This is a genomic window from Mesorhizobium sp. BR1-1-3 (assembly GCF_020165455.1).
GTDB lineage: Bacteria > Pseudomonadota > Alphaproteobacteria > Rhizobiales > Rhizobiaceae > Mesorhizobium > Mesorhizobium ciceri.
Map to the genome: position 1 here is coordinate 61,759 of NZ_JAIUIC010000017.1, position 23,182 is coordinate 84,940.

Genomic DNA, 23,182 nt, shown 5'->3' on the forward strand with positions numbered 1-23,182 from the left:
CTCCCGACAATTCCACCGATCAATTCTATTGAATTCTGACCAATTCTTGCACGCGCGGATCGCGCTTGCCTCCCTGCACAACTCCTGCGAGATTCAACATTTGGCGCATCGGGGGGTGTGGCAGGGGAACCCGTGCGAATACTCGACCATGCTTGATCTAAAGACCGTTCTGGTTGTCACGTTCGCAACCGCAAGCCTGCAGGCCGTCACCTGGTTGTTTGTCTGGCTGGCGTGGCGCCGTCTCTATGAGTTGAAGTTTCTTGCGGCCGGCTTCGTCGCTATCGCGGCGGGGGTGCTGCTGATTCTCCTGCGCGGGGAGCAGCCGGCGGCCTGGGCCATCGTGCTCCACAACACGATCATCAAGCTGGGCCTGGTGTTGCTGGCCGAGGGTCTGGCGCGCTTTCTGGGGCAGCCACGCTATACCTGGATCAGCATTTCACTGCTGATTATCCAAATTGTCGTGTGGAGTGCCGCCCTCGCGATGGATCCGGGCGACATTGCTATACGCATTCACGCATCGACCTTTTTTACGGTCGTCATGATGTCGGTGATGTGTCTTGGGCTGATGCGGGACCGGACGCAACCATCCCTCCTGCGCTGGATCACGATCGGTGTGCTAGCCGAGTATATCGCGGCTAGCGTTCTCCAGAGCATCATCGAATACCGGCTGCCGGTCGATTTTCAAAGCGCCTCGGTTCTGGCCGACCGCAACGCCTGGTATCTGCTGCAGGGCGCGCTGTTCCTGATCGCCTTTTTCGGCTGCCTGCTGTTCATGGTCAGTTCGCGGCTGTCCTCCGCGCTGCTCGAGAAAAACATCGCCCTGTCGCGGGAGGTACGGGAACGACGACGGCTGGAAGGCCGGTTGAACGCGAGCCTGGCGGCCGAACGCGTGCTTCGCGACGAGCAGGCGGACTTCATGCGCGTCGTCAGCCACGAGTTTCGCACCCCGCTCGCAATCATCCGCAACGCGGCCGACATGATCGGCCTTGTCGGCGACAAGTCGCCCGAAGCGACACGAGAACGGATCGCCGGCATTGGCGAGGCGCTCGATCGCCTGTTTTCCCTGATCGACCGCTTCATGGCCAATGACCGCGACAGCGGGTTTCAGCCGGAGACGATACGCGTCGGTTTGCTCGTTGCCGATGTGCGGTTGCATTTCGGGATGACCGGGCGCGGCGAGCGCCTGATCTTTATGGCCGATGACGACGCCGTTTCGCTTGTCGCCGATCCCGAGATGCTGGCGACCGTCCTGATCAACCTCATCGACAACGCGCTCAAATATTCGTCAGAGGACCAGCCAGTCGAAATCGATGTGCGCAGCGAAGGTCGAAGTGTGGTCATTCGGGTCCGTGACCGTGGCATCGGTATTCCACAGGCCGAGCTTCACAAGATCGGCAGGCGCTTCTTCCGGGCCTCCAATACGATGGCGGGAACCGGAACCGGGCTCGGCCTCTATTCTTCGCGCAAATTGCTGGCCTATCACGGCGGCAAGCTGCAGTTGCTCGCCAACGACGACCAGGGCATTACGTCCATCGTCAGCCTGCCTCTGGCAGGCGAGGCAACGGATCGACTTTCGCCGGAGGAACTGACCGCATGACGCATATTCTGATCGTCGAGGACGAGCCCCGGCTGCGCAAGGACCTGGCGGATTTCCTGGAACTGACGGGCTTCACGGCCGAAGGCGTCGGGACGGCAGGGGAATTGCGCCAGACGCTAGCCAACGGCAGTTCGCCCGCTGTCATCATCCTCGATGTCGGGCTGCCCGATGGGAATGGGTTCGATCTGGCAACCGAAATCCGCAAATCGCATGCCTGCGGCATCATCATGCTGACGGCGCTGGGAGACAGCGACGACCGTATCCGTGGCTTTGAGAGCGGCGCCGACATCTACCTGGTCAAGCACAGCACACTGCGCGAGATCGACGCTGCAATTCGTAGCCTGCTGCGACGGACGGGAGACCTGCCCGACTCTGCGAACGGCAGCAGCGATCAGTGGGTGCTGGACGGTACGAACTGGATGCTGATCGCGCCCAATCACCGTTCGCTTAAACTGACGGCGGCCGAGTTCGCCTTCATGAACGTGCTCTGCAACCGTAGCGGTGAAATCTGCCAGCGCGAGGATCTGGTGGAGCTTGTCGCCCGCCCCAGGTCGAACTTCGACAACAGGCATCTCGACGCCGTCGTCAGCCGGCTACGGCGCAAACTGGAGGAACACATCAGCTTGCCCGCGCCGATCAAGGTCGTCTATGGCGTTGGCTACATCTTCACGGCGGCCGCCGCCGTGCAATGAACGTCTGTTAACGGCCGCTTCCAGACCGAAGCATCGACTGTTCGTGGCGTGAGCAGGACCTCGATGCGCAGCCTGCAATGTCCGCTCTCAGGAAGCCACCATGCCCGCCATTCGCAATCTGGACAATGACGCTCACCGTTGGCCAGATAGCAGAACACCCTCAGCTACTCCTCCCCCTGCTTCTGCGCGATGATATCGAGCCGCTCGCGGTCGGAGCGTTCGCGTTCGTCGCGGTTGCGCACGTCCTTGTAGGCGCGCTCGACCATGTTGGTGCGGGCGGTCGCCGCGGCGATGAGGCTGGCTTCCTGCTTGGCGCTCGCCAGGTTCGCCTCCTGGCGCACGACCGCTTGGGCGATGCGGCGATGGTAGAGGTCGGGAAACAGGGCGGACAGCGAATCGGCCTGGTCGAAATGGCCGACCAGTTCCCTGGCTTCGGCCTCGGCGGCACTGGCCGCGGCAAGGAAGGTGGCGTGGCGGGTTTCGTGCAGCGCCTTCAGCTGTTCCTGCACCTTGACCAGTTTCTTGAGGCGGTCCTTGCGCGTGCTCATGGTCATCTCGCCAGCGTCAGGTCGACGAAGCCGTCGACGAACAGCGACAGCATGGTGCCGACGGCGAAATAGAAGATGATCATGCCGCCGGCGATGATGAAGGGCTGGGAGATGAAATAGATCGGGATCTGCGGGGTCAGCTTGTTGACGAAGCCGATCGTCAGATTGACGAGAATGGCATAGGCGACGAACGGGCTGCCGAGGCGGATGACCAGGAAGAAGGTGTCCGACACCGTGTCGGTGACATCGACGAGGGCTGCCTGCGGGTTGAAGAAGATGTTGACCGGCGCGACCGTGTAGGAGGAAACCAGCGCGCGTATTATCTCGTGGTCGAAATCGAACACGAACAGCATCAACAGCGCCGAGAACGAGATGATCGCGGCAAGGGCTGCCTGGGGTTCGGGCTCCTCGATCGCCGGTCCGCCGGTGCCGCCATAACCGACCAGCATGGCGATGGCCGAGCCCATGAAGCGCAGGGCTTCCATGTAGAGCCTGGTCATGGCGCCGATCAGGCCGCCGACCAGAAGTTCCGAGATGATCATCGGCACCAGGATCTGCGGGCGCGGGTCGACGAAAGGAAATATCTTGTCCCACAGGAAGGCGAGCAGGCCGCCGGTGGCGGCGACCGCCACGAACAACCTGACCTGGACCGGGACGCGGGCGCTGGACAAGCCCGGCATCAGCATGAAACAGGCGCCGATGCGGCAGAAGGCGAGGAACGCCGCGATGACGACGCCTTGCGACAGCACGCTCACGATATGGTTCCGAGTACCCTGATCTCGACGCCCTTGGCGATTTCGACGTGGCTGAGCACCGGCAGCGTGGTGAACAGCCGCTCGATGATCATGCGCACATAGGGGCGGGCGTCGGGCGCGGTGACGAGGACGAAACGTTCGCCGGCTTCCAGATATTTCTTGATCGCCTTGGTGGCGTCCTGGCCGAACTCCTCGAGCTGGCGCGGGTCGATGTCGAACTCGCGCACCTCGCCCTTGGCGTCGCGCTTGAGGCTCTGGTGGAAGGCGAGGTCCCAGCGGTTGCCGAGGCGCAGCACCTTCAGCACGCCGCCCTCGGACAGGTCGCCGCAGATCTGCTGGGCCATGCGGATGCGGACATGTTCGACGATCTGCTCGGTGCGGCGCACATGCGGCGCGATCTCGGCGATCGCCTCGATGATCAGGTGCAGGTTGCGGATCGAGACGCGCTCGGCGAGCAGCAGCTTCAGCACCGCCTGCAGGCCGGGATAGGAGATGTGGGTGGTGCAGATCTCGTCGGCGAGCTTGCGGTATTCCTGGTCCTGGCGTTCGAGCAGCGCCTTCATATCCTTGTAGGACAGAAGCTGCGGCAGGTTGTTGCGGATAACCTCGGAGAGATGGGTGAGCAGCACCGACATGTTGTCGGCGAAGGTGTAGTTCTCGCGCTTCAGATCCTCGGCGAAGGCTTCGACGACGGAATAGGCGCGCATGCCGAAGGCCGGCTCACGGATTTCCTCGCCCGGTATCTCGGGTACGTCGCGATTGCCGAGCAGCACCATGATCTCGCCGACGCGCATCTGGTATTCGGCCACCACGGTGCCGTGCACCTTGATCTGGTAGCTTTTCGGCGGGATGGCGAAATCGTCGGCGACACGCACTTCCGGCACGACGAAGCCGTACTGGGTGGCGAATTTCTTGCGCATCTTGCCCATGCGGAAAACCAGTTCCTGATGCGACGTCAGCAGCCTTGTCGACAGCTGCTTGCCGATCAAAAGCTCGATCTCGGCGGTGGCGAGCGAGGCCTTGACCGAGTTCTTCTCCTCCTCGACCTTGGTCGCCTTTTCCTGGTCCTTGATCGCCTCGGCTTCGGCGAGGACACGGTTGGCGCGCATCGGGATGACGTAGCCGAGACCGGCCATGCCGGCGGCGAGCGCAAAGAACGGGAACAGCGGCAGGCCGGGCATCAGGCCGAGCAGGACCAGCAGCGATGCCGCGACATAGAGGGCGCGCGGGTGGGCGCCGAGCTGGCCGAACACCGCCTGGTTGGTCGAGCCGCGGGTGCCGCCCTTGGAGACGAGCAGGCCGGCGGCGAGCGACACGATCAGTGCCGGGATCTGGGTGACGAGGCCGTCGCCGACCGACAGCTTGATGAACACGTCGGCGGCTTCGCCCATGCCCATGCCGTGCCTGATGTAGCCGATGGCAATGCCGCCGACGATGTTGATGGCGGTGATGATGAGGCCGGCGATGGCGTCGCCGCGGACGAACTTCGAGGCGCCGTCCATCGAGCCGAAGAAAGAAGATTCTTCTTCCAGTTCACGGCGGCGCAGCTGCGCGGTCTTGTCGTCGATCATGCCGGCCGAGAGGTCGGCGTCGATCGACATCTGCTTGCCGGGGATGGCATCGAGGGTGAAGCGCGCGCCGACTTCGGCGATACGCGTGGCGCCCTTGGTGATGACGATGAAGTTCACCACGATCAGGATCATGAAGACGATGAGGCCGATGACGAAGTCGCTGGCCATCACCAACTTGGAGAAGCCGGCGATGACGTAGCCGGCGGCATGCGTCCCTTCATTGCCATGCGACAGGATCATGCGCGTGGTGGCGATGTTGAGCGACAGCCGCAGCATGGTGGCGATGAGCAGCACGGTTGGAAAAGACGAAAAATCGAGCGGCCGCTGGATCCACAGCGCCACCATCAGGATCAGCACCGAAAGCGCGATCGAAAAGGCGAGGCCGACATCGATGAGAAAGGCCGGGATCGGCAGGAACAGCACGGCAAGTATGATGACGATGCCGATGGCGAAGAAGACGTCGCGGCCGTTCTTGGCGGCCGCGCCGGGCTGAATGCTTTCGCTGATCGCCATATCGTCCCCAAACCCCATAGACTGCCGAGCGCGCGACAGCCCTGTGAGGGTAGTCCGCCAAGCTTGCGCGAGGGTGGGAGACTGGCTAGTTCGAACGATCATGCGCAGGTCGCCGTGTCGGCTAGCCTCGCCAGGAAAGGGAAACCCATGCTTCTGATCATCGGCACCATCCGCTTGCCGCCAAACAAATTTGAGGAAGCCAAGCCCGCAATGGAACGCATGGTTTCAGGCAGCCGCGCCGAGGTCGGCTGCATCCAATATTCCTATGCGCAGGATGTTTTCGATGCCGGGCTCATCCGGGTCACGGAAGTCTGGAGCGACAGGGCAGCGCTCGACGCGCACTTCGCCTCGCCGCACATTGCGGACTGGCGTGCGAGCTGGCCGGCGCTTGGCATAGGCGAGCGCAACCTCGTGCTCTATGAAGCCGGCGAGCCCATGTCGACCTGAACGGTCCATAGGCCGATCGATATCGCGCTGTCGCCAACATGGTGTCTGTCGGCATTGTGGTTGCCATGCCGTGCCGCCGGGCGTATCAGGCTGGTTTTCCACTGCCTTTCGATATCGGCGAGCCGCCCGGGTGCTTTCCAGAAACCACAGCGAAGTCTATGCCCGCCGGCTGCGCGCGGTGCTGATCAGGTCGTTGCCCCTGCTCGAGGCACGCGGCATCGTGGTGGTCATCCTCGCCGGTGTCGTAGGCGTCATGGCTGGCATATTGGTCACGGCGATGAGCCAGATCGTGCAGGACCTGCACGGGCTGCTGTTCGGCGTTCAGCCAGGCGGCCGGCTTTCCGGCATGTTCTCGCTCGCCAATCCGATGCAGGCGCTGATACCGGCGATCGGCGGCATACTGCTGGGGCTGACGGTGGTCTGGCTCCGGATACGGAAATTCCGCACACCGATCGACCCGATCGAAGCCAATGCGCTCTATGGGGGGCGCATGTCGCTGACCGACACCTTCATCATCGCCGGCCAGACGATGATCTCCAGCGGTTTTGGCGCCTCGGTCGGGCTGGAAGCCGGCTATACGCAGGTTGGCTCCGGGCTGGCATCGCGGCTGGCGGGCATCTTCAGGCTGCGCCGCAACGATGTCCGCATCCTGGTCGGCTGTGGTGCGGCCGGCGCCATCGCCGCTGCCTTCGATGCACCGCTGACCGGCGCCTTCTACGGCTTCGAACTGGTCATCGGCATCTACTCGGTCGCCAATGTCGCGCCTGTCATGACCGCCGCGATCTCAGCCTCGCTGACCGCTGAAATGTTCGGCGGGGTGCCTTTCCCGCTCGAGCTTTCGGGTCTGCCGGCGCTCACCGCCAGCCAGTATGTGCCGTTCCTGCTGCTCGGGCTGCTCGGCGGTGCCGCCTCGATCGCCATCATGCATCTGGTGACGCTGATCGAGCGCGGTTTCGCCAGGCTGTCGATCGATGCGTCGCTGCGCCCCGTCATTGGCGGCGTCATCGTTGGCTTGTTGGGGCTGATCACGCCGCAGGTGCTGTCCAGCGGCCATGGCGCGCTGCATCGCGAATTCTCGATGAATTACGGGCTGGCCGTGGTGGCCAGCGTCTTCGTGCTCAAGCTGGCGGCGTCGGCGGTCTCGCTGGGGTCGGGTTTTCGCGGCGGACTGTTCTTTGCCTCGCTGTTCCTCGGCGCGCTGCTCGGCAAGGCGTTCGCGGATGTGATGCTTGTTATTTCTCCGGCAACCGGCATCGACCCTGCCGTCGCCGCCGTTGTCGGCATGACGTCGCTCGCCGTCGGTGTCGTCGGCGGTCCGCTGACGATGACCTTCCTGGCGCTGGAATCGACCCGCGACCTGACGCTGACCGGCGTCGTGCTGGCCGCCTCGATCATGTCGGCCATCCTGGTGCGCGAAACCTTCGGCTACTCGTTCTCGACATGGCGCTTCCATCTGCGCGGCGAGACCATCCGCAGCGCCCACGATGTCGGCTGGATGCGCAGCCTCACAGTCGGCTCGATGATGCGCAAGGACATCAAGACCATCTATGCCTCGACGACGCTGGCAGCCTTCCGCAAGGAGGTGCCGCTCGGCTCTGCCCAGCGCGTCATCGCCGTCGATGCGGGCGACCACTATGTCGGCGTGCTGATCGTGGCCGAACTGCACAGCGATCCGTCCGATGGCGAGGTGCCGGTGCGCGATCTCGCCAAATACAAGGACGCGGTGCTGGTGCCGAGCATGAACGTGCAGGCCGCCGCGGAAACATTCCAGCGGGCGGGCGCCGAAGAACTCGCCGTGGTCGAGGATTTCACCGACCACATCGTGCTGGGCCTGTTGACCGAAGGCCATTTGATGCGGCGCTATGCCGAGGAACTCGACAAGGCGCGCCGGGACCTGTCGGGCGAGGGGTAGAGGGACAACCCGGAGTCAGTGCTCAATAGGTCCCTTGGCCATCACGAGGGCCGTGCCGGCGGTCGTCGGGCGCTCGATCACGCGGCGCACGCGGGGCGGCTCGTTGCCGCTGTGCAGTGCCCGCAGGCGCTCGCCGATGACGGCGTCGGCATGGGTGATGCGTCCATTGTGCCTGATATATTCGATCCAGGTCGGCGTGTGATAGTGCTCGATCCATATGGTGGGATTCTCGAGATCACGCGCCAGCGTCCAGTTGCGGGCGCCGTCACGGCGGCGGATGCGGCCGCGTTCGGCCATGATGGCGAGGAACTCCGGTTCGTCCTCGTGGCGGATCACATACTCGATCATGATGGCGATGGGACCACTGCGCGGCTTAAGGTCAAGCGCCAAATGCGGTTCCTTGAAGCGATTGAGCGGGTCGAGGTTGAGCACCTGCTGTTGCGGCAGCGGGAGCAAAAGACCGATGGCGCCGCCGGCCAGCATGGCGATGCTGGCGGCGATCAGCGCGGTTTCGGCGCCATGCGCGTCGGCGACGACGCCCCAGATCCAGCTGCCGAGCGCGATGCCGCCGAAGGTCGCGGTCTGGTAGACCGACAGCACCCGGCCGACCACCCAGCGCGGCGTCGCCATCTGCACCGTGACGTTGAAATGCGAAAGCGCGATCACCCAGCAGGCACCGCCGACAAGCAGGCCGAGCGATGTCTGCCAGGCATGCTGGCTGACGGCGGCATTGAAGGCGCAGACGGCGAAGCCGGCGAACGCACAGCGCACCATCGTCTCGCTGGAGAGCAACTGCCGCAGCCTGACGCTGATCAAGGCGCCGCCGACCGCGCCGATGCCGAAGGCGCCGAGCATGATGCCATAGGTAAGCGCATCGCCCTTGACGACGTCGCGCGCCACCAGAGGCAGCAACGCAAGCACAGCGCCTGCACTGAAGCCGAACGCAGCACCCCTGACCAGCACCTTGCCGATATTGGGCGACATGGCGACATAGCGCAGGCCGGCGCCCATGGCGGCCCCCAGCGACTCGCGCGGCAAGGTCGATACCGGCACGTTCGGCTTCCAGCGCGCCAGCACGACGATCAGGCCGATATAGCTCACCGCGTTCGCCGCGAAGGCGGCTGCCGCACCGGCGGCGGCGACGATGATGCCGCCGATCGCCGGACCGACGCTGCGCGTCAGGTTAAAGCCCATCGAATTGAGGGCGACGGCCGCCGGCACCTTGTTGCGGGGAACGATATCGCCGACGGAGGCTTGCCATGACGGGCTGTTGAGTGCGGTGCCGCTGTCGATCAGGAAGGTGAAGGCAAGCAGCGTCCATGGCGTGATCAGGCCCGAATAGGTGAACAGGGTCAGAAGCACCGACACCACCAGCATGAAGGTCTGGGCGACCAGCATCACCTTGCGCCGGTCGAAACTGTCGGCGATGGCGCCGGCGACCAACGCAAACAGCATGATCGGCAAGGTGGTCGAAGCCTGGACAAGGGCCACCTGATAGGGCGAGGTGGCGATCGTGGTCATCATCCAGGCGGCGCCGACACCCTGGATCAGGCCACCGAAATTCGAGACGAGACTTGCGCCCCACACGGCGCGGAAAATGCCGTGCCGGAAGGGCGCCAGCGCCGAGACGCTCTCGCTGTCCGGCTTTTCGTCAATCATTTGGGATTCCTGCCATGTCGTGCCTGCCCGTCAGACAATCCGTTTGCGCAGACCGTTTGCCGAAAGTAGGGCATGGCGCCGCAAAGGGCAAAAAAGCTCATGGTCCAACAATGGGATAGAGGCGGTCCAGGCTTGTCTGCCGTGGGTGCGGAGGCGCCGCGGGGATCGGCGGCGTCTGTCTTCGGACAATCACGAACGGCATGCCGCGGCACACCTTCCCAAAACAGGTTAGAACCCGTTCTGGATGCGCTCGAAGATGACGTTGGTGAAGGCCGATATCTGGCTGCCGATGAAGGGGCCGGTCAGCGCCACCACCAGCATGATGGCGACGATCTTCGGCACGAAGGTCAAGGTGATTTCCTGCACCTGGGTCAGCGCCTGGATGAGGGCGATGCCGATGCCGACCACCATGGCGACCAGCACCACCGGAGCGGACGCGACGAGCACCGTCCATACCGCGTACTGGACGATGTCGAGAGCGTCGGCCTCATTCATGGGACTGGCTCTCTGTCGAAAGCGTCAGCTTGCCGCCTTGACCGAAACTCCCGGACCGACCGCGACTTCGGTGCCGTTCTGCAGCACGGCGATGAGACCGTTGCTGGCGAGGCGCACCGAAGCCACGGTGCCCGTCGTCAGGCCGTCGGCGGAGGTTATCGAGCGCCCGATCAGTGCGTCGGCCTGTGACAGCGCCGAGGACTGCATGATCTGATTGAGCTTGGTGTTGGTCTGCACCGATTGCTCGACCTGCGAGAAGGTGGCGAGCTGGGCGACATACTGCGTCGAATCCATCGGCTTGGTCGGATCCTGGTTCTTCATCTCGGCGATCAGAAGCTTCAGGAAGGACTGGTAGTCGACTGCTGTCTTCGAGGTGGACGCGGTGGCCTGATTGGCGCCGGTCGGAATCGTCGTCGTCATGTCCACGTTCATCAGTATCGTGCTCCAACAGCCAACGGGCGCTCGGCACCCGAAACATCGTCATTGCCACCCAGCGCGCGGCGTTCGAGCGGATAAAGTGCGCGGATCGCCTTCAGCGCTTCGTAGATATGGTCCTCGCCGACCATGCGGTCGATCTGTTTCAGCGCGCTGCAGATCTGGCCGTCCTCGAAGCTTGCCAGAAGCAGCGGCAGCGAACGACGGAACATCTCGCGTGCGGCGGCGGCGCCGGCCGGGTTCATCAGCATGACCTGCAGGATGAAATAAAGCTGCTTGAGCGGTGTCGAGGCATCTTCGGCCTGGATCACGTGGTTTTCGAGCAGGAACTGGACGTCGTTCATCAATTCGACGGTGACCTTGCGGTCGACCCGGATGACGGCGCCGTTGATATAGATCTTTTCGTTCGGCTTCAGCGATATCTTCAGCGTGTTGGTCATTGAATGCCGTCCCTGATGATCTGGGACACCTCGATCAGCCCTTCGAAATTGTTGGTGCGGCCCTGACGGATGTCCTCCGCCTCGCGCAGCAGCCACAGGCCGATGGAAATGAGGTTGGCGCGCAGTTCCTTTGGCAGGGCGTTGTCGCTGGAGCCAAGATCCTCGACGAAGGCGGTCCAGACGCGGTTGGTGAAGTGAAGCGCCTCTATCGCCTCCATCGAACCGTGGCCGGCCACTGCTGCCGCCGCCAGCATGTCGATCGAGCGGGTCAGAAGCTCGCGCTCGCGGTCCTTCGCGTCGGCAACGGAGTTGCTCTGGATGTCGGCGTAAGAGAATTGGTACATCGTTGGGGCTCTACCGTTCCGTTAAGCGTTGTCAGGTCAGGTAATTCAACAGGCTGAGCTGCTGCAGGCGTGCGGTCAACGCGAAAGACGTTTCGATGTGCTGTGTCAGGTCCGCGACCCGTGTCGCGGCTTCGGCCGGATCGACAGCTTCCAGGTCGAGAATGTGCCGTTCGAAAAGGTCGACCTGCGTTTTCATCCGATCGTTGGCATCGGAAACCCGCTTCTGGACGATGCCGGTCTCGGATTGAAGCTGGCCAATGCCGCTCAGCGCTTCGCCAACCAATGTGGTGGAGCGGCTGACAACCGTATTCTTCGCCGCCTGGCTGATGTTGCTGGACATCAGGCTGCTGACCATGGCTGCCGCCATTGCGAGCTTCTGGATGCCGGCGCTGTTGGCGCTGGTCGACGTCGGTGTGGTTTCGTTGAGTGCGATGCGGCTGACGATCTGCTGGTCGGTGGCGTTCGACCAGTTGCCCTGCCAACCAGCGCCCGTGAACTGCGGGGCGACATCATTGGTGATGAAATCGTCCATCTGGGCAGCCGTGATGTCGGCCGCGAGCGGATCGTCCTGGGTGAAGCCGAAATTGGCGACGAAAGCGGCGTCGAATGCCGCCTTGGCGGGGGAGCCGGCAGCTGTGAAGTCGTTGATTGGCTTGACGTCGGTGTTGGTGCCGGCGAACAGGTATTCGCCATTGACGCTGGTGTTGAGGATCGAGGTCAGCTGCTGGATGGTCGCCTTGCCGGAGGATTGGGTGAGGCTGTTGGACGAGTCGCTTGAGGAGGCGGTGGTCAGGGCGGACAGGAACGTCTGAGCGGCGGTCGAGAGTTGACCAAGCGAGGTCTGCGTCGAGGAGAGCCGGGCGCCGACCAGGCCGTTGGAATCGATGATGACGTTGAGCCGGTCAAGATCGCGCTGGAAAGTGACGGCCTGGGTGGTGCGCCCGCCGAGAGCCAGGCCGACGTCGGCGACCCTGCCCGTCGAGGATTCTTTCGTGGCTTTGACGAGTTCGGCCTGCATGCGCATCTGCTGGGAGCGCATGGCATTGGAGATTGCGGCCGAGGAGACTGAAGTCATGGAATTATCCCACCGCGTTGAGCAAGGCCGTCATCATGTCGTCGACGGTTTTCATCATCCGGGCCGATGCCTGGTAGGTGTGTTCGAGGTCGAGCAGCAGCGACATTTCCTGGTCGACATTGACCCCGGTCGCGTTGGACAGCGCCTCGGCGCTGCGCGACGCCAGTGCTTCCTTGGCGTCGGAGGCGGTCGAAGCCTGCTGGCGCACGCCCTCGAACCAGCCGATCGAACTGGCGGCGTAGTCGGACACGCTGGACGTTGCCGAAACCCCGGCGGCGGGGTCGAAAGTCATCGGCTGGTCGAGCCGGTCGCCATAGGCAACCAGAAGGGTGGAATAGGATGCGCCACCGCCCGTGTTGGCGACGTAGGCCGCACCGTTGGCTCCGCCGTCGCGCAGCAGCATCGGGTTGCCGCCGGTGCCCGGGTCCATCGCTGCATTGACGCTGATGGACGCGGCAAGGCCGTTGACCAGCGTGCCGGCCGCCGGCACGGCCGGCGCACCAGACCAGGTGAACAGGCCGGCGGCGTTGGCCATCGAGGGTGCGGTTTCGGCAAAGGCTGTGATCAGGCCACGCGCGGTCTCGTCGAGCTGGCTCTGCATGGTCGAGGCGACGCCGTCGCGCAATTGCAGCAGGCCGGCAAGCGTGCCGCTGGCGCTGGTGTTGCCACCGGCTCCCGCCGAGATCGGCACATTGTCGATGTAGACGGCATTGCCGGCGGCACCCGCGGTATAGCCTGCCGACGCCGCGAAGGTGACCGTGCGCGGTATCGTCTCGAACAAGGTCGTGCCGTCGCCGGTGGTGATGACCATGTCATTGTCGCCTCGCGTGAAGGTCGACACCGGGACATAGTTCGAAATCTTCTTCAAAAGCGCATCGCGCTGGTCGAGCGCATCGGAAACGTCGGTGCCGGAACGGGTTCCGGACATGACGGCCGTGTTGGCATCCTGGAATTGGCCGAGCAGCGAGTTCAGGTCGTCGACGGCGGTGGCAATCTGGCCGTCGGTCTGGGTGCGGAAATCCTGGACTGCCTTGGAGCCCTCATTGAGCGAGCGCACGACCTGTTTGGCGGCGTCGATGACGGAGGCGCCGATGTTCTGATTCGACGGCGAGGTGGCGTAGAGCTGCAGCGCCTGCTGCAGGTTGGCGATCGCGGTCGAGGGCGAGGACGCATTGTCGACGCCATTGACCGCAACACCCAACTTATCCATGCCGTTGTAGAGAGCGTTCTGGCCGCTCCAGGCCGATAGCGCGGCGAGATTCTGGCGAAACAGAAGCTCGTTGGCTGCGCGCTGGATATCGACCGAGCGCGCACCCGGCGCCGTGCTGGTGACGACGGCCTGGCGCCGCGAATAGTCCGGGTTGGAGGCGTCGGCGACATTGCGCGAGACAACGCTGGTCTGTCGCGCGGTGTTCATAAGCGCCGACTGGGCGATACTCAATGCGGTAGACAGTGACATGCGGGTCTTTCGCGGGCGACGCCCGTCTTATCTCTTCAGGTTGACAAGGACGTCCATCAGATCGGAACCGGTCTGGAAGACTTTCGAATTGGCGGTGTAGCTGCGCTGTGCCGCGATCATGTTGGTCAGTTCTTCGGCGATATCGACGTTGGAATTCTCGAGCGCGCCGGAGATGATGGAGCCGAGCTTGCCTTCATTGGCAAAGCCGACACGAACCGCGCCGGACTCGGTGCCCTGCGAATAGACGTTGCCAGGCAGCGCCTTGAGCTGGTCCGGGCTCTGTACGTCGGCCAGCGGGATCTTGTAGAGCGGCTTGGTCGAGCCGTCCTTGTACTGGGCGTAGATGGTGCCGTCCTTGCTGATCTGGACCTTGTCGATGGTGCTCGGTGCGTTGCCGTTGACCTGGGCGTCGGAAACCGTGAAGCCGGTGCCAAGCTGGGTCAGCGCCGACAGATCGAGATTGAGGGTGGCGCCGTTCGGCACGGTAAATGAAACGTTGGTGGGCGTGCCGGTGAGCTTGCCGGTGGTGGTGTCGAAGGTCAGGTTGGCCGAGCCCAGCAAGCCGCCGGCGGTGTAGGGGAACGATGTTCCAGCGGTGGCCTTCGACTGATCGAAGACCGCCACCTGCCAGGTGCCGGCGCCGGTGTTGGTGAAATAGACGTCGAGCAGCTTCTTGTTGCCGAGATTGTCGTAGGCGACCATGGAGGATTTCGACGTGTATTGCGCGGTCGCAGCGTTGGCGGCGGGCAGATTGGCGGTCGCGACCGGGGTCGCACCCGCCGGCAGGTTGCCGGCAAAGCTGCCCTCGGTGCTCGGCGTTGCGGTCATGCCCTGGTCGGAGATGACAACCGGGACCAATCCCTCGAAGCCGTTGACCGTCGCTGCCGGTACGCCGTTCTCGTAACTGTAGGCCATCAGCTGGAAACCGGCCGAGTTGACAAGCCTGCCCTGACCGTCGGGAACGAAAGCGCCGGCTCGGGTCAGATAGGGGGTACCGCTCGGATCCTGAACGACAAAGAAGCCATCGCCGCTGACGGCAAGGTCGGAAACCGAGGTCGTGTACTGAAGCACGCCCGGATCGCTGACGGCCTGACGGATCGTCGTGGTGACGCCGCCGGAATTGTAGGCGCCGCCGGTCGACGGCATGACCAGCGTCGAAAATTCGGCGGAGGACCGCTTGTAACCCGTGGTATCTGAATTGGCGATGTTGTCGGCGACCGTCGACAGGCGGTTTGCCTGCGCGTTCATGCCGGAAACGCCGGTCCGCATCATTCCATAGAGGCTCATCGAAACGTCTCCGCTGTGTCCATGCTGCTGGCTGCGAGGCTACGCATGTTTTCTTGCGCGAGGCTGGCGCGGCGCTGCATCAGAAGACGAGCCGGTAGCCGAGGAAACGCTTGGAATCGATCGGGTCGGTGCCCAGCTTCTCGCGCAGCTTCTTGCGCAGTTTGCTGATGTGGCTTTCCACCACGTTCTCCTCGACCTCTTCGTCGAAGATGCCGTAGATGGCGTTGAAAACCTGGGTCTTGGTGACCCGGCGCCCGCGATTGCTCGCCAGATATTCGAGGATGCGGCGTTCACGGCGCGGCAGGGGGAGGGGCTGACCGTCGATCTCGGGGTCGCGGCCATCCATGAAGATGCGCATGGCGCCGATCTCGGTGTAGGCGACGTCTTCCTGGGCGCGGCGGCGGATGGCGGTGATGCGGGCCAGGATCTCGCGGATATGGACGGGCTTGCGGATGACGTCGTCGACGCCGCTCTCGAACAACCGCAGCGTGTTCTCCAGGGAATGTTGTTCACTGAGCGCAATCACCGGAGCGCCGGTGCGGTCGCGGATCTGGCGCGGAGAGATGGAGCCTTCGCGGCAGTCGCCGATGAGGAAGGCTCGGACCGAGCGCAGATCGGTGTCCGCGGCAGAGTTCACCCACTCACCGAATTCGCCGGATGCAAAGCCTGCACAGGCGATGCCCTCACGATCGAAAAGTGAATTGTATCCCTCTGTTACGAGCTCGCGCTCGTCAACGATCACAATCATCGGCCCCGCCTTCCGAATCAAATCATTTGCCCCGTGAAGAGAGGCGTATCCGCTGGCGGGAATCCTGAACAACCGTCATTTCTTGTAGCTAGTTTCTTGGGAGTCTGGAATCGTATCGGTTGCATTAGCGTGCAACCAGATATGCTTTCGGTGGCAAGCTCTAACCAAGTCCAGCCAACAATTCCGGGTTGTACGGTTTGTCTATTAGAAGCGGGAAATGCGCTTACGGGTTGCAGAAGCCACGGGCGTTCGCGGTCCATTTTCCAAAGCCGGTGGCGACCATGTTGGCAATGACACGGCAGACATAGATCTTCTGCGCCGGGTCGTTGTCGGGACCGGCATGATAGCGGGCCACGGCCATCGACCAGGTCTCGTGACGGGCATGAAGGCTGGCCAGGAAGCGCGCCGCATAGTCGACGTTCTGGCGTGGGTCGAGCATGTCCTCGACGCTGCGAAAATGCGACGCGTGGTAGTGGTGATTGATCTGCATGCAGCCCAGATCGATCAGGGTCTTGCCCTCACGCCGGGCATTGGCGAAGGCGGCCAGGGCCTCGGTCCGGCTCCTCGGAAAGACTGCTTTTCCTTCTATATTCAAGGCGTTGGGCTGAAGGCTGCCCTTGTTGCCGGTCTCCGTCAGGCCAACGGCATAGAGGATGCCGGCGGGCACGCCATAACGATCGGCGGCGCGCAGGATCTCCGGCTCGCAGGGGTTGGCCGCGGCTGCGGCGGCGTTTGCCGCGCTAGATAAAGATATCGCTGCCAGCGCGCTCGCGAGCAGGCGAAGTGCCGCGGCCGTAGTCCTGCGCGTCATCGTTGCGTTTCCCTGAGGATTGCTGGCCCGGTTGCTGGCCGCCGGCTCCACCGTTGCCGCTGCCCGAATTCCCCGGTTGAAAGGATGCTTGATCGCGGCCTGTTGCCGCCGCCAGAGGAGCGGTTGCATCCGTCCGGGTTGTAGCGGGAACTGCTACCGAAGGTTGCAGTATCGTGACCTTGTCAACCTCGAAGCCGAGGCCCCGCAGCGACTTGACGATGGCCTCGCTGTCGGCCGACAGCCGACGATAGGCGTCGTGTGTTTCAGGCTTCAGCTCAATCGAAAGTTGTTCCCCGGAGAGGCGAAGACTGGCCGTCACCATGCCGAGTTCGGCGGGGTGAAGTTCGATCTTCAGCACATGTGTCGGAACGGCAACAGAGCTGGCCAGATGGGCGGACGTGGGTGAGGCTGAAAGCGCCTTTTGCGGCCCGGCGTCGGCGGCTATGGCGTTGATCACATTGAGGGCCGCCTGGCTGATGGGACTTTGCGGCGGTGCGGGGAAACTCCGTTCCGACACCACGTCGATGCGCGCAGTGGACAGGGACTGTTTCCCCGCTTCTGGGCGCATCGAGGACTGCACATCCTCGATGCTCTTCATCGCATTCGCGGCGTGCTTCGACCGCACGCCGGGCACATCGGCAGCCGGCGCGTCCGACAGCTTCTGGGCCGCCGCTGTGACGTCGCGTTTGGGCGCGCTGGAGACAGCGCTCGGCGACTGACCGTCAAGCGCCGTCAAAGGTCCGTCGATTATCGACGCCTGCTCCGGCTTCGATACGGTTTCGAGTGCTTCGCGTCCGCCCGCGGATTTTGACCGGTAGGTCTTTGGCAGTGACGCCTGTCCGTCGAGCGCCGGGTCCGACGAATTCTCGCCAGTGGCAGCATTGCCCCCGGCTGCCTTGGCCGCTGTCGAGAAATGCCGCAGGTCATGAAACGCGATCAGCAGCGGCAGGTCGTCCTGAAGCGGCGCGGTATCCGACGCCATCTCTTCGGCGTCGGCCTTGTGGGCCTTTGCTTCCAATTCGTCCTTGCCGGTTTTCACGCTTGCGCCTTTGGCCGAGGTGGTCCTTCCGGGCTCGGCCGATGCCGGTTCGACCTTGGCGCCATGCCCGGCAAGGCCCGCAGCGAGCTTGCTCCAGCGCTGGTCGCGCGATCCCGCCTCTGTCGACGCCTGCCGTTCCGGGCGGGCATCGTCGCGCAGCATTTTGCCGAAGCCGGCGTCATCGTTCCTGCCGTTCGCGGCCGGCTGCTCCGACGTCGCGCGCGTGGAGGCAAATCCTGGCAAGGCCGAGCCGAGGCTGTTGGTCATTTGGGGGCGGCTCCAAGCATCTGGTCGATCAGGTCGAGCTGTCGACGTGTTCTGGTCATGGCCGCGTCGGTCGGATCGGCGGGCTCTGGACCGGCGGCGGGTGAAGGTGCCGACGCCGGCACGACGGTCGCAGGCTCGGCGGATGTGGCTGCAACTGCCGCCGTGTCCGGCGCATTGGCGGCCGATCCGCCGGAGGCCGCGGTGGCGGCGGGTTGCTCCGAGATGGCGCCTTCGACCGGTGGCAAGCCACTGTCATCGGCGTTTTGCGGCGTGGCGATCTCGGGAGCCGGAGGTTGCTCGGCCGCGACAGGGGCAGGCTTTTCCGCCGGAAGGGCGGTGGGCGGCGCGACGACCTCGCCGGCAATGGCCTGAGCGGCGTCGAGCAAGGCGCGGTCGCCCTCCGACAGCCGGCTGCGATCGATCTTGCCGAGCTTGGCACGAATGTCCTCGATTGTGCCCGAGGTGACGGTGGAAAGGCTGGCATAGAGCAGGGCGCGTGGATCGTCCTGATTGGTGTTGCCGTCACGGCCCTGCTCGGCCCGCGCCGAAGCGAAGGCCGAAAGGTCGTTCAGGCCGTCTATCGCGGCACGGCGGGCGATGCGCAGATAGATCACCTTCTCGCGCTCGGGATCCATCATCGAGGTGATGTCGCCCAGCTTGTCCTGGCTGATCGACATGTGCAGCGCGATGACGCCGGAGACAAAGGAGTCCGCGAACTGGCTGGCATAGGGCGAATAGAGGTAGCGCTCGACATACTGGGTGGAAGCAAGGGCGAAACGTGCCGCGTCGCCTTGCGCGACTGCAAGGCCGACCGAACGGCGAAGTGCCGCCTCCTCGACCAGCGTGCCGGGGCTGAGCAATCTTGCCTCGTCGAGCAGACCGAGTGCGGTCGCCGGTTGATCGCCGGCAAGCAGCGAGCCTTTGACCAAAGCGAGGAAGGCGCCGAGATCCGGAGGCAGCGCCATGGGATCGATCGGTCTCAAGGCTTCGATAGCCTTGCCGGGCCTGCCGTTGAGGTACTCAATCACGCCTTTTGCGATGGCAAGGCTTTGCGGGTCCGCCGTAGCGCGCGACGTGGCCGCTTCGACGGTCACCGGGTTGCCGCCGCTCATGCCGTAGACAAGCAGGGCCCGAAAATTCTTGGGATCCTTGTAGTCCTCGGCATTCGCCGCGCGCAGGCGCGCATCCGTCATCTCGAGCAGCTTGGCCTGCATCGGCAGGGCGGCATGATCGCCGGCGGCTATGCGGTCCTGGATGAGCTGCAGCGAGCGCACCAGCTGATACGGCTGCAGGGCCTCCTGGGCGAAACCAGTGGACGCGTGTCCGCCGGCCAGCAGCAACAGGCCGATCAACCGGCGGGTGACGGCCGCTCGCTTCATCCGCCGGTCGCCATCAGGATCTCGATGCGGCGGTTCGCGGCCGCCAATGGATCGGCTGCTATTTTCGGCTGGCGGTCCGCGAAACCGGCGACCTCGGTGATGCGGCGTTCGTCGACGCCGCCGCGCACGAGCATGTAGTACGCGGAATGCGCGCGCGCCGTCGACAGCCGCCAATTGTCGTAGCTGTCGCTGCGGAACGGCCGGGCATCGGTGTGGCCGTTGATGCTGATGGTGCCCTTCTGGCTGTTGACGATGCGGCCGATCTTCTCCATTGCCAGCACCAGTTCGCGTCTCGGCAACGCCGAGCCGACCTCGAACATGCCGAAGTCGAGCTGATCGGTGATCGAGATGACGACGCCCTTGTCGGTGGCTTCGACCGAGACGCCGTCGTGCAGCTTGTCGCCAGGCTTGAAAGCATCGGCCAACTGCCGCTTGACGTCGGCCGCTGCCTTCACGGCAGCAGCGGTTGGCGCCTTCTCCCCGATGTCGGGCTGGACGGCCTTTTGCGCCTCAGGCTCAGCCTTCGCTACCGCGGCCTTGGTGCCGTCCGGTTTGGTCTCGCCGGCCAATGCCGTGGCAGGGTTCGCGGCCTGTTTACTGGTCGCGTCCTTTGCCAGTGGCTCGAGCGGTGCCGCGACAGGCGGCACGGCTTTGACTTTGAGCACCTGCGTTTCGGCGGTCTTGTCGCCGGGCTTGGCCGGATCGCCCTCGATCTTGGTGCGCTGGGCGCTGGCCTCGGCGCCGGGCGCCGCGACCTGCTGCGACCAGAAATCCGGCTCGAAAGGATCGCGGTAGGAGGCGCCACCGGAGGCGCCGGTAGCCGGGCCGGCAGCCTGCACACCGCCATCGCCTTTCTGGCTGACATTCTGCATGACGCCGGTATCTGTGGCGATTTCCGAAAGCACCGCGTAGGGGTCGGCGAAGAGATGGTCGTCGGAGTGTTCCGCCTGCTGTGGCTCCTGCTTGTCCTGCTTGCGCTCGGACGCGCCCGCGCCGGCATTGCCGTTCTGTCCGGCTTTGCTGGTCGCCTCTTGCGGATCGTCGGCCGTCAGTCCCATGGCGCGCGGGCCGTCGCCGAGATCCTCCAGGCCCTTGCGGCTCGAATTGCGGTCGACCAGCTTGACCGGGTTGAAGTAGCTGGCGACGGCTGCCTTGGTCTGCTCGTTGGCGGCGTTGATCAGCCACATGACCAGGAAGAAGCACATCATGGCCGTCATGAAGTCGGCGAAGGCGATCTTCCAGACGCCGCCATGGTGGGCCTCGTCATGGTCGTCATGACTGCGCCGCACGATGATGATCTCGTGGCGGCCCTGATCGGCGTTGGCGACGCTCATGCCAGGATCTCCGAGAGGGTCGTCGACCATTCGGCCATGCGCGTCTCGAACACCGCCTCGTCGACAGCCACGGTCAGGTCGAAGCCTGGCGCCTCGACAAAATCGAGATTGGCGGCGCGGGGTCCGAGCGATGCCTTCAGTGTTTCGAACATCGAGAGCGGGCCGCGCACGACGATGCGCACAGCCTCGGCGTCGCCAACCGCTTCGCGGACGGCGTCTGCCAATGCATCGATCGAACGTTTCTGCAGATCGTCGCTGACGATGCCGCCGATGATGCGGGCGACCGTGCCGGCGACAAGTCCGGTCACGCGCGCCTCCATCGCATCGATGTGCAACGAGACCGCCTTGCCGACATCGTCGCCAAGGCTTTCGAGAAATATCCTTGCTTCCTCAGCACTGGCCTGGCGTTCGGCTTCGAGCGCGGCGTCATGCGCAGCCGCCAGGCGGCCCTCCAGCGCTGCCTCCGCCTGGGCAACCGCCTCGGCGATCAGCGTGCCGATATCGGCTTGCGGCGCCGGCGTCTCGGGCTTGTGTTCGGGATCGACTGCTGCCCGGGGCTGGCCGGCACGCTGCGCGCGCGTGCCGAAATCGGGCAGAAGGTCGAAGAGGGCTACGGAAGGCATGGTTTACACCGCCACTTCCTGGGAAGCCCATTTGCGCAGGATCTGCGCGGTGCGCTCCTCGTTGAGGTCGACCATCCTGGCAAGCCGGTCCTGCGGCGCCGGCCGGATCTTCTGGCGAAGATCGTCGAGCGGAGTGGGGCCTGGGCGTGTGCCTGGCAAGGCGCCAACCGCGGCATTGTCGGTGGCCGCCATTGCCTCCGGCGTCGGCAGCGAGCGCTGGACGTCGTCGAAGCTGGGACCTGCCAGGGCTGGAGCAGCCTTTGCCGTCAGCGCCGCGGCCATCGGCCTCAGGCCGAAGAAGGCCACCAGGAACACCACGACGATGAAGGCACCTGCATTGATCATCGTGCCGGCATGCTGGCCGATCGAATCGAGCATTCCCGCCTGCGGGATCGCCTCGCCATCCAGGCCATCGATGAACTCGACCGCCGAGACGTCGATGATGTCGCCGCGCTTTTCATCCAGGCCGGTGGCGGATGTGACCATCTTCTGGATCTCGGCGACGCGCTTGGCGATCTGCTCCGGTGTGGCGTCCTTGCCGAGGATGGTCGTCAGCCGCTGCTGGTTGACGACCACGGCAATCGACATCTTGGTGACGGTGTAACCGTTGGAGACGGTGGCGATCTTCTTGGAATTGATCTCGTAGTTGGTGATCTCTTCCCTGCGGTCGTTCTGCGAGGAGGATTGCGGACCATCGGTGGCGGTTGCCTGGGTCTCGGGCAGGTTCTGCTCGACGCTGGCCGGAGTGGAAGCCTGCTTCTGGTTGTTGTTCTCGTTGGCGCGCACCGACTGCACCGAGCGCTCGACGCGGGAATTCGGATCGAAGATGGTCTCTTCCGTCTGGCGGGTGTCGGTGTTGACCTCGGCCTTGACGCTGGCGCGGAAATTGTCGGGGCCGAGATAGGCCGTCAGCGCACGGCGGATGTTGTCTCCGATCTGCGCCTCGACGGTCTGCTCGACGCCGAGCGTGCGGGCGGCGCTGGTGTTTGAAGGGTCGTCGCCCGCAGCCAGCAGGTTGCCGCTGGAATCGAGCACCGTCACCTTGTCGGCCGACAGGCCGGGGACGGCGGCGGCGACGAGATGGCGGATCGACATGGCGCTCTTTTCGGCGTCGATGCCGGCGTAGCGGATGACCACGGAGGCGGAAGGCTGCTGCTCGTCACGGCGGAAATTGGCGCGTTCGGACATGACGATGTGGACCCGCGCCGCCTTAATGCCCGATATCGACTGGATGGTGCGGGCGATCTCACCTTCCAGCGCGCGTACGCGGGTGATCTGCTGCATGAACGAGGTGAGGCCGAGCGAGCCGACATTGTCGAACAATTCGTAGCCGGCATTGGCGCTGGTCGGCAGGCCCTTTTCGGCGAGCAGCATGCGGGCCTGGGCGGTGGTGCCGGCCGGCACCAGAACCGAAGTTCCGTCGGCGCCGACATCGAAGCCGATACCGGCTTCGCCCAGCACCAGGCCGATCTGGTTCACGTCGGCGCGGTCGAGTCCGACATAGAGCGTGTCGTAGGCGGGGCGGTTGAGATAGACCGAGGCGATGCCGATGACGCCCATCACCAGAACGGCGATGCCCGCCAGCATGGCGAGGCGCTTCACGCCAAACCCGCGGAGATTCGAGATGATGCTCTGGATCTGTTCCGGCACGGTTCGACGACTCCCAGCATGATTGTCCGCCGGAACTCTAGTCTTCGAAGCTTGTGCGAAAATGAAATCGGGCCGCGCTTGCGGCGCGGCCCGTCAATCGGA

At 64.1% G+C, this 23,182-nt stretch carries 22 protein-coding genes; 4 read left to right on the plus strand and 18 right to left on the minus strand.

Annotated elements, in window-relative coordinates:
- Nucleotides 1-46 precede the first annotated feature (46 nt).
- Entirely contained in the window at nucleotides 47-1,597 is a 1,551-nt protein-coding gene (locus tag LB559_RS29185) for a sensor histidine kinase (RefSeq protein ID WP_224675593.1), read from the plus strand.
- Nucleotides 1,594-2,289: a response regulator transcription factor gene (locus tag LB559_RS29190; RefSeq protein WP_224675594.1), complete on the plus strand. Its 696-nt coding sequence runs from the start codon at nucleotides 1,594-1,596 to the stop codon at nucleotides 2,287-2,289. Before LB559_RS29185 ends, LB559_RS29190 begins: the two co-directional genes overlap by 4 nt.
- Before the next feature lie 164 nt (nucleotides 2,290-2,453).
- On the opposite strand, the gene LB559_RS29195 is transcribed toward LB559_RS29190, so the two are convergent.
- From LB559_RS29195 to flhA, 3 genes are read right to left on the minus strand one after another with little or no spacing between them, the layout of a single operon-like run.
- Nucleotides 2,454-2,837 (minus strand): hypothetical protein, encoded by a 384-nt coding sequence (locus LB559_RS29195; RefSeq protein WP_224675595.1) that lies wholly within the window; start codon nucleotides 2,835-2,837, stop codon nucleotides 2,454-2,456.
- Nucleotides 2,838-2,839: 2 nt separating this feature from the next.
- Nucleotides 2,840-3,592 carry a flagellar biosynthetic protein FliR gene (gene fliR, locus LB559_RS29200; protein WP_013529768.1) on the minus strand — a complete coding sequence of 251 codons (753 nt, stop codon included), beginning with the start codon at nucleotides 3,590-3,592 and terminating at the stop codon, nucleotides 2,840-2,842.
- Nucleotides 3,589-5,676, minus strand: a complete 2,088-nt coding sequence (flhA, locus tag LB559_RS29205; protein ID WP_027161423.1) for a flagellar biosynthesis protein FlhA — start codon at nucleotides 5,674-5,676, stop codon at nucleotides 3,589-3,591. The genes fliR and flhA overlap by 4 nt, the downstream gene beginning before the upstream one ends.
- Nucleotides 5,677-5,823: 147 nt before the next feature.
- Between flhA and LB559_RS29210 the strand changes: the two genes are divergently transcribed.
- Nucleotides 5,824-6,123, plus strand: coding sequence for a putative quinol monooxygenase (locus LB559_RS29210; RefSeq protein ID WP_013529770.1), 300 nt, complete (start codon nucleotides 5,824-5,826; stop codon nucleotides 6,121-6,123).
- Between the two features lie 130 nt (nucleotides 6,124-6,253).
- Nucleotides 6,254-8,035, plus strand: a complete 1,782-nt coding sequence (locus LB559_RS29215) for a chloride channel protein (RefSeq protein ID WP_063168927.1) — start codon at nucleotides 6,254-6,256, stop codon at nucleotides 8,033-8,035.
- Nucleotides 8,036-8,050: 15 nt separating this feature from the next.
- Here LB559_RS29215 and LB559_RS29220 read toward each other — a convergent pair whose 3' ends face one another.
- The 15 genes from LB559_RS29220 to fliF all read right to left on the minus strand — a co-directional run bounded on the left by LB559_RS29220 (nucleotide 8,051) and on the right by fliF (nucleotide 23,080).
- Entirely contained in the window at nucleotides 8,051-9,694 is a 1,644-nt protein-coding gene (locus tag LB559_RS29220) for an MFS transporter (protein ID WP_013529772.1), read from the minus strand.
- A 228-nt stretch (nucleotides 9,695-9,922) separates the two neighbouring features.
- Entirely contained in the window at nucleotides 9,923-10,189 is a 267-nt protein-coding gene (gene fliQ / locus LB559_RS29225; RefSeq protein ID WP_013529773.1) for a flagellar biosynthesis protein FliQ, read from the minus strand.
- Between the two features lie 24 nt (nucleotides 10,190-10,213).
- Nucleotides 10,214-10,621, minus strand: a complete 408-nt coding sequence (gene flgD / locus LB559_RS29230; RefSeq protein WP_013529774.1) for a flagellar hook assembly protein FlgD — start codon at nucleotides 10,619-10,621, stop codon at nucleotides 10,214-10,216.
- A complete protein-coding gene (gene flbT, locus LB559_RS29235) occupies nucleotides 10,621-11,064 on the minus strand; it encodes a flagellar biosynthesis repressor FlbT (protein ID WP_013529775.1) in 444 nt (147 codons plus the stop codon). Before flbT ends, flgD begins: the two co-directional genes overlap by 1 nt.
- On the minus strand, nucleotides 11,061-11,408 hold the full coding sequence (flaF, locus tag LB559_RS29240; protein ID WP_013529776.1) for a flagellar biosynthesis regulator FlaF: 348 nt from the start codon (nucleotides 11,406-11,408) through the stop codon (nucleotides 11,061-11,063). Before flaF ends, flbT begins: the two co-directional genes overlap by 4 nt.
- Before the next feature lie 31 nt (nucleotides 11,409-11,439).
- Complete coding sequence (locus tag LB559_RS29245; RefSeq protein ID WP_013529777.1) at nucleotides 11,440-12,483, minus strand: flagellar hook-associated family protein; 1,044 nt, start codon at nucleotides 12,481-12,483, stop codon at nucleotides 11,440-11,442.
- A 4-nt stretch (nucleotides 12,484-12,487) separates the two neighbouring features.
- Nucleotides 12,488-13,942, minus strand: a complete 1,455-nt coding sequence (flgK, locus tag LB559_RS29250; protein WP_224675596.1) for a flagellar hook-associated protein FlgK — start codon at nucleotides 13,940-13,942, stop codon at nucleotides 12,488-12,490.
- A gap of 27 nt (nucleotides 13,943-13,969) precedes the next feature.
- A complete protein-coding gene (locus LB559_RS29255; protein ID WP_013529779.1) occupies nucleotides 13,970-15,229 on the minus strand; it encodes a flagellar hook protein FlgE in 1,260 nt (419 codons plus the stop codon).
- Nucleotides 15,230-15,308: 79 nt separating this feature from the next.
- Complete coding sequence (locus tag LB559_RS29260; protein ID WP_013529780.1) at nucleotides 15,309-15,977, minus strand: response regulator transcription factor; 669 nt, start codon at nucleotides 15,975-15,977, stop codon at nucleotides 15,309-15,311.
- A 223-nt stretch (nucleotides 15,978-16,200) separates the two neighbouring features.
- Nucleotides 16,201-16,788, minus strand: a complete 588-nt coding sequence (locus tag LB559_RS29265; RefSeq protein ID WP_050592657.1) for a transglycosylase SLT domain-containing protein — start codon at nucleotides 16,786-16,788, stop codon at nucleotides 16,201-16,203.
- Nucleotides 16,718-17,827 (minus strand): flagellar hook-length control protein FliK, encoded by a 1,110-nt coding sequence (locus tag LB559_RS29270; RefSeq protein WP_224675597.1) that lies wholly within the window; start codon nucleotides 17,825-17,827, stop codon nucleotides 16,718-16,720. Before LB559_RS29270 ends, LB559_RS29265 begins: the two co-directional genes overlap by 71 nt.
- 263 nt (nucleotides 17,828-18,090) lie before the next feature.
- On the minus strand, nucleotides 18,091-19,473 hold the full coding sequence (locus LB559_RS29275) for a chemotaxis protein MotC (RefSeq protein ID WP_224675598.1): 1,383 nt from the start codon (nucleotides 19,471-19,473) through the stop codon (nucleotides 18,091-18,093).
- On the minus strand, nucleotides 19,470-20,807 hold the full coding sequence (locus LB559_RS29280; RefSeq protein ID WP_013529784.1) for a MotB family protein: 1,338 nt from the start codon (nucleotides 20,805-20,807) through the stop codon (nucleotides 19,470-19,472). The genes LB559_RS29275 and LB559_RS29280 overlap by 4 nt, the downstream gene beginning before the upstream one ends.
- On the minus strand, nucleotides 20,804-21,430 hold the full coding sequence (locus tag LB559_RS29285; RefSeq protein ID WP_224675599.1) for a hypothetical protein: 627 nt from the start codon (nucleotides 21,428-21,430) through the stop codon (nucleotides 20,804-20,806). Before LB559_RS29285 ends, LB559_RS29280 begins: the two co-directional genes overlap by 4 nt.
- Nucleotides 21,431-21,433: 3 nt before the next feature.
- Entirely contained in the window at nucleotides 21,434-23,080 is a 1,647-nt protein-coding gene (fliF, locus tag LB559_RS29290; RefSeq protein WP_013529786.1) for a flagellar basal-body MS-ring/collar protein FliF, read from the minus strand.
- Nucleotides 23,081-23,182: the final 102 nt, after the last annotated feature.